This window comes from Actinomycetospora sp., from assembly GCF_055612215.1.
The window spans coordinates 1-4,918 of the sequence record NZ_JBVPVA010000303.1 but is presented as its reverse complement, the minus strand read 5'-3'; the positions used below and the strand labels follow the sequence as shown (position 1 = coordinate 4,918).

At 72.3% G+C, this 4,918-nt stretch carries 6 protein-coding genes; 2 read left to right on the top strand and 4 right to left on the bottom strand.

Going from position 1 to position 4,918, the window contains the following annotated elements:
- Positions 1 to 228, top strand: a 228-nt coding sequence (locus AC0CYZ_RS08585) for a hypothetical protein (protein ID WP_472214268.1), incomplete at its 5' end; no start/stop codon positions are given.
- A 43-nt stretch (positions 229 to 271) separates the two neighbouring features.
- On the opposite strand, the gene murA is transcribed toward AC0CYZ_RS08585, so the two are convergent.
- On the bottom strand, positions 272 to 1,552 hold the full coding sequence (murA, locus tag AC0CYZ_RS08580; RefSeq protein ID WP_472214266.1) for a UDP-N-acetylglucosamine 1-carboxyvinyltransferase: 1,281 nt from the start codon (positions 1,550 to 1,552) through the stop codon (positions 272 to 274).
- Positions 1,553 to 1,619: 67 nt separating this feature from the next.
- On the opposite strand from murA, the gene AC0CYZ_RS08575 reads away from it, so the two are divergent.
- Complete coding sequence (locus tag AC0CYZ_RS08575) at positions 1,620 to 2,204, top strand: cob(I)yrinic acid a,c-diamide adenosyltransferase (protein WP_472214264.1); 585 nt, start codon at positions 1,620 to 1,622, stop codon at positions 2,202 to 2,204.
- Positions 2,205 to 2,413: 209 nt separating this feature from the next.
- On the opposite strand, the gene AC0CYZ_RS08570 is transcribed toward AC0CYZ_RS08575, so the two are convergent.
- From AC0CYZ_RS08570 to atpD, 3 genes are all read right to left on the bottom strand, one after another.
- Complete coding sequence (locus AC0CYZ_RS08570; RefSeq protein ID WP_472214262.1) at positions 2,414 to 2,869, bottom strand: DUF2550 domain-containing protein; 456 nt, start codon at positions 2,867 to 2,869, stop codon at positions 2,414 to 2,416.
- Between the two features lie 71 nt (positions 2,870 to 2,940).
- Positions 2,941 to 3,318: a F0F1 ATP synthase subunit epsilon gene (locus AC0CYZ_RS08565; protein WP_472214270.1), complete on the bottom strand. Its 378-nt coding sequence runs from the start codon at positions 3,316 to 3,318 to the stop codon at positions 2,941 to 2,943.
- A gap of 78 nt (positions 3,319 to 3,396) precedes the next feature.
- Positions 3,397 to 4,827: a F0F1 ATP synthase subunit beta gene (gene atpD, locus AC0CYZ_RS08560; RefSeq protein ID WP_472214260.1), complete on the bottom strand. Its 1,431-nt coding sequence runs from the start codon at positions 4,825 to 4,827 to the stop codon at positions 3,397 to 3,399.
- Positions 4,828 to 4,918 lie beyond the last annotated feature (91 nt).

Here is a 4,918-nt window from a genome sequence, read left to right as displayed (position 1 = left end):
GCCGACGGGGAGACCGAGGTGTGGGACGTCGCCCACATCGACCGGGGCTACCCGCTGTTCGTCGAGAACCTGTGCGCCCTCGGCGCGGACGTGGCCCGGGTCCAGGCCCCACCCCGGCACCTACCGCCGGGGTGGCGGCCGTCGGGCGAGCGGCGCCGTTCACTCGCTGGCCGCCGCTCGGGGACCGGCTCCGCCCCGTGGCAGCAACGGCACGTTCCTGGCGTCTGACGCCAGGACGGCGCCGCTCGCCCGACGGCCGCCACCCCGGCACCTACCGCCGGGGTGGGGCCTGGACCCGGGCCACGTCCGCGCCGAGGGCGCACAGGTTCTCGACGAACAGCGGGTAGCCCCGGTCGATGTGGGCGACGTCCCACACCTCGGTCTCCCCGTCGGCCATGAGCCCGGCGAGCACGAGTCCCGCACCGGCCCGGATGTCCGAGGCCCACACCGGGGCGGACGACAGCCGCGGCACGCCCCGCACGACGGCGTGGTGGCCGTCGGTCCGGGCGTCCGCGCCGAGGCGGACCATCTCCTCGACGAAGCGGAAGCGTCCCTCGAAGACGTTCTCGGTGATCATCGAGGTGCCCTCGGACACCGCGGACAACGCGATCGCCATCGGCTGCAGGTCGGTGGCGAACCCCGGGTAGGGCAGCGTCACCCAGTCCACGGAGCGGGGCCGGCCGGTGCCGCGGACCCGGAAACCCTCAGCCACGGCCTCCGTCGTCGCCCCGGCCTGGGTCAGCTTGTCGAGCACCAGGTCGAGGTGGTGCGGGTCGACCCCGCGGATGGTGACGTCGCCGTCGGTCATCACCGAGGCGAAGGCCCAGGTGGCGCCGACGATGCGGTCGCCGATGACGCGGTGGGTGGTCGGGGTCAGCTCGGCGCCGCCGTGGACGGTCAGGGTCGAGGTACCGCCGCCGGAGATCTTGGCGCCCATCTCCTGGAGCATCCGCACCAGGTCGACGATCTCCGGCTCGCGGGCGGCGTTGTCGATCACCGTGGTGCCCTCGGCGAACACCGAGGCCATGAGGATGTTCTCGGTGGCGCCCACCGAGGGGAAGTCCAGCCAGATCTGGGCGCCGCGCAGCGCCGCCCCTGGCCCGTCCGCCTCCGCGACGACGCAGCCGTGCGAGATCTCCGACCGCGCGCCGAGCAGCCGCAGCCCCGTCTGGTGCATGTCGAGGGGGCGGGAGCCGATCGCGTCCCCGCCGGGCAGGGGCACCACGGCCCGCCGGCAGCGCGCCACCAGCGGCCCCAGCACGCACACCGAGGCCCGCAGCCGCGACACCGAGCGGTAGTCCGCCTCCGAGGAGAGCTCGGCGGGCACGTCGATCTCGACCACGTCGCCCGCCACCGCCACCTCGCAGCCCAGGCTGCGCAGCACGTCGGCCATCAGCGGCACGTCGAGGATCTGCGGACAGTTCGTGATCGTCGTCCGGCCCTCGGCGAGCAGCGCCGCGGCCATCAGCTTGAGCACGCTGTTCTTGGCGCCGACGACGTCGACCGTCCCGGTGAGGGGGCCTGCCGACCGCACGACGAAGTGCTCGTTCACGCTCGGCGACGCTACCGGCCGGAGTTCGGCCCCCTGACCCCGGCCGCCCCGCGCCTAGACTGGCGCCGTGGCCGTTCACCTCACCCGTATCTACACGCGCACCGGTGACGACGGGACGACCGGTCTCTCCGACTTCTCCCGGGTGCCGAAGACGCACCCCCGCCTCGACGCCTACGCCGACTCCGAGGAGGCGAACGCGGCGATCGGGGTGGCCCTCGCCGTCGGGGACCTGCCGGAGCGGATCGTGGCGCCGCTGCGCCAGATCCAGAACGACCTGTTCGACGTCGGGGCGGACCTCGCGACGCCCGTGGTCGAGAATCCGGAGTACCCGCCACTGCGGGTGACCGAGACGCAGGTGGAGCGGCTCGAGGGGTGGTGCGACGAGTTCAACGAGGGGCTCGCGACCCTCGACTCGTTCATCCTGCCGGGCGGGACGCCGGGGGCCGCGTACCTGCACGTGGCGCGGGTGGTCACGCGGCGGGCCGAGCGGGCGACGTGGGCGGTGGTGGAGGCCGACCCCGCGCACACCAGCGTGCTGCCGGCGCGCTACCTCAACCGGCTGTCGGACCTGCTGTTCATCCTCGGCCGCGTCGCCAACCCCGGGGGCGACGTCCTCTGGGTCCCCGGCGGGCCCGAAGCCCGGAAGGACTGAGCAGCCGGTCCTGACCGAAGGGCACCTTCGGTCGATAGAACCGGCCGTGGGCGCCCCTCGCCGGAACGGTCCGCGATCGAGTGGACTCCCACGGCTGCCACCACCGCCCTCGAGGTCCACTCGGCTGTGGAGCCTCGCCCGGCTTCGGTCGAGTGGGCTCCCACGGCTGCCATCGCCACCCTCGCGGCCCACTCGGCGATCCGGAACGGCTAACTGGCCTGGCGGTAGCCGGTCGAGCGGCCCGGGGGGCTCGACTCGAGCCACGAGGCGAACCCGGTGAGCACGTCGGCGCCCATCGCGAGCTCGTAGACCCCGCTCGAGGTGCGACATCGCAGCACCGTCGCGCCCGGGGGGTGGAGCTCGGTCGGGCGCGGGGGGCGCCGGTCGACGATCTCGACCTCGAAGCGGTCGAGCACGACGTTCGGCCCGGAGCGCAGCCCGCTCACCCGGTACCAGCGGAACTGGTCCCCGCGGTAGCGGGCGATCCCGGAGTGCCAGCCCCGCTGGTCGTCCGCGGCGGAGGGCGGCGTCGCCTCCACGGGGCGGGCCCGGCGCAGCGCGACGTCCACGCCGCCGCGGCGCAGCTGCTGGAGCCGGCGGAGCGCGACCAGGGCGAGCAGGAGCAGGACGGCCGCGACGACGACGAGCACGATCTCCACGACCATGCCGGAGACCGTCATGCTCGTCGCGCCATCGCGGGTCGGTCCTGCACGCGCCCCGGTCCCGCCCGTCTCGCCTAGTCCGAGTCCTGGCCGGCGGCGGCCAGCCGGGCCTCGGCCCGCGCCTTGGCCGCACGGCCCTTGGCGTCCTCGGTGTCCGCCGAGTCACGCTCCTGCTGGGCGGCGGAGACGTCGATCTCGTCGCTCAGCTCCGCCTCCTCCGCGAGGATCGTCAGCTTCTCGCCGTCCATCGACAGGAAGCCGCCGAAGACGGCGGCACGTACCGACTCACCGTCGGTGGGGTCGATCCGGACCATGCCCGCCTCGGTGAGCTGGGCGATGAGCGGCTCGTGGCGGGGCAGGATGCCGATCTCGCCCACGCTGGTGCGCGCGAAGACGAACTCGGCCGTGCCCGACCACACCTTCCGCTCCACCGCCACGAGATCGACCTGCATCTCGGCCACTGAAGGACGTCCTTTCGTCGAGCAGGCCCCGGACGGGGCGCCGCGAGGGCGCCCCGCCCGGGGAGCGGGTCAGTCGTTGAACTGCTTCTGCTTCTCCTCGACGTCGTCGAGGTCACCGCACATGGTGAACGCCTGCTCGGCGTAGTCGTCGTACTCACCCTTGGCGATCTTGTCGAACGCCTCGACGGTGTCCTTGACGTCGACGTACGAGCCTTCCTCACCGGTGAACTGCTCGGCGGCGTACATGTTCTGCCCGAGGAAGCGCTCGATGCGGCGCGCCCGCGCCACGGTGAGCTTGTCCTCCTCGGAGAGCTCGTCGATGCCGAGGATCGCGATGATGTCCTGCAGGTCGTTGTACTTCTGCAGGATGCGGATGACCTCGCGCGCGACGCGGTAGTGCTCGTCGCCGACGTACTGGGGGTCCAGGATCGTCGAGGTCGAGGTCAGCGGGTCCACCGCGGGGAAGATGCCCTTGGCGAACACGTTGCGGGAGAGCTCGGTGGTCGCGTCGAGGTGGGCGAACGTGGTGGCCGGCGCCGGGTCGGTGTAGTCGTCGGCGGGCACGTAGATCGCCTGCATCGAGGTGATCGAGCGGCCCTTGGTCGACGTGATCCGCTCCTGCAGCTGACCCATCTCGTCGGCCAGGGTGGGCTGGTAGCCCACCGCCGAGGGCATGCGACCCAGGAGGGTCGAGACCTCCTGGCCGGCCTGGGTGAACCGGAAGATGTTGTCGATGAAGAGCAGCACGTCGACGCCGACCTCGTCGCGGAAGTACTCCGCCATGGTCAGACCCGACAGGCCGACCCGCATGCGGGTGCCCGGCGGCTCGTCCATCTGACCGAACACGAGCGCGGTGTCCTTGAGGACGTCCGCCTCGGTGAGCTCGGTGATCAGGTCGTTGCCCTCACGCGTCCGCTCCCCGACCCCGGCGAACACCGAGGTGCCGCCGAAGTTGCGGGCGATGCGCTGGATCATCTCCTGGATGAGCACCGTCTTGCCCACGCCCGCGCCGCCGAACAGGCCGATCTTGCCGCCCTGCACGTACGGGGTGAGCAGGTCGACGACCTTGAGGCCCGTCACCAGCATGTCGGTGCGGCCCTCGAGCTGGTCGAAGGGCGGCGGGTCGCGGTGGATGGACCAGCGCTCGGCGTCCTCGCCGTAGCCGGGCTCGTCGAGGCAGTCGCCGAGGGCGTTGAACACGTGGCCCTTGACGAGGTCGCCGACGGGCACGGTGATCGAGTGCCCGGTGTCGGTGACCTCCTGGCCACGGACGACGCCGTCGGTGGGCTGCATGGCGATCGTGCGGACCTGGTTGTCGCCCAGGTGCTGGGCGACCTCCAGGGTCAGCAGCTTGGTGTCACCGTCGAGGGTGACCTCGAAGGTGAGCGCGTTGAAGAGGTCCGGGACGGCGTCGCGCGGGAACTCGACGTCGACGACGGGACCGAGCACGCGGGCGATCCGCCCGGTGCCGGCCTTCTGCTGCTCGGGTGCCTGCGTCATGTCACTCCCCTGCCGTGGCGAGGGCGTCGGCACCACCGACGATCTCGCTGATTTCCTGCGTGATCTGGGCCTGGCGGGCCTGGTTGGCCTC

Bases quoted from the DNA above. Each gene is read 5' to 3' on its own strand.
- AC0CYZ_RS08570 (WP_472214262.1), bottom strand. From the start codon at position 2,869: ATGGTCGTGGAGATCGTGCTCGTCGTCGTCGCGGCCGTCCTGCTCCTG.
- AC0CYZ_RS08565 (WP_472214270.1), bottom strand. From the start codon at position 3,318: ATGCAGGTCGATCTCGTGGCGGTGGAGCGGAAGGTGTGGTCGGGCACG.
- atpD (WP_472214260.1), bottom strand. From the start codon at position 4,827: ATGACGCAGGCACCCGAGCAGCAGAAGGCCGGCACCGGGCGGATCGCC.